The organism is Jeotgalibacillus proteolyticus, from assembly GCF_050107735.1.
GTDB classification, from domain to species: Bacteria; Bacillota; Bacilli; order Bacillales; family Jeotgalibacillaceae; genus Jeotgalibacillus; species Jeotgalibacillus proteolyticus_A.
Genome location: NZ_JBNILO010000030.1, coordinates 1 through 761, shown reverse-complemented (window position 1 = coordinate 761; position 761 = coordinate 1). Strand labels below are relative to the sequence as shown.

Genomic DNA, 761 nt, shown 5'->3' with positions numbered 1-761 from the left:
CCTACTGATTACAAGTCAGTTGCTCTACCAATTGAGCTACACCGGCAAGATGGTGGAGAATGACGGGCTCGAACCGCCGACCCTCTGCTTGTAAGGCAGATGCTCTCCCAGCTGAGCTAATTCTCCATCTGGTGACCCGTACGGGATTCGAACCCGTGTTACCGCCGTGAAAGGGCGGTGTCTTAACCGCTTGACCAACGGGCCGATAAAAAGATAAAGCTTCCAACAGGATTTGAACCTGCGACCTCTTCCTTACCATGGAAGTGCTCTACCTGCTGAGCTATGGAAGCAGTAATTGGCTCCGCAGGTAGGACTCGAACCTACGACCGATCGGTTAACAGCCGATAGCTCTACCACTGAGCTACTGCGGAACATTGCCTAGCGACGTCCTACTCTCGCAGGGGGAGACCCCCAACTACCATCGGCGCTGAAGAGCTTAACTTCCGTGTTCGGCATGGGAACGGGTGTGACCTCTTCGCTATCATCACTAGACGCTTACTATTGCCTTGGACAAAAACTATTATACCAATTTTGCCTCAAAATTCAATACTAAGTTTCAAGAAAGAATAAAAAACGCAGTAACTATGCTGCTCATTCTTTCAAAACTGGATAAGACATCAATACAAACATTGCTTTTTCGAGTAATCACCAAAATTGGTTAAGTCCTCGATCGATTAGTATTCGTCAGCTGCACATATCGCTATGCTTCCACCTCGAACCTATCTACCTGATCATCTTTCAGGGATCTTACCACTTGCGTG

The 761-nt window shown here is 48.0% G+C and carries 4 tRNA genes and 2 rRNA genes; all 6 read right to left on the bottom strand.

Annotated elements, in window-relative coordinates:
* Window positions 1-50: 50 nt before the first annotated feature.
* Window positions 51-126 (bottom strand) — tRNA-Val (locus ACQCT8_RS18990).
* 3 nt (window positions 127-129) lie between these two features.
* Window positions 130-204: transfer RNA gene (locus ACQCT8_RS18985), tRNA-Glu, on the bottom strand.
* Window positions 205-217: 13 nt separating this feature from the next.
* Window positions 218-290 (bottom strand) — tRNA-Thr (locus ACQCT8_RS18980).
* A 6-nt stretch (window positions 291-296) separates the two neighbouring features.
* A tRNA-Asn gene (locus ACQCT8_RS18975) sits at window positions 297-371 on the bottom strand.
* A gap of 5 nt (window positions 372-376) precedes the next feature.
* Window positions 377-492: ribosomal RNA gene (gene rrf, locus ACQCT8_RS18970) — 5S ribosomal RNA — on the bottom strand.
* A gap of 162 nt (window positions 493-654) precedes the next feature.
* Window positions 655-761, bottom strand: a 23S ribosomal RNA gene (locus tag ACQCT8_RS18965); the annotation flags it as partial.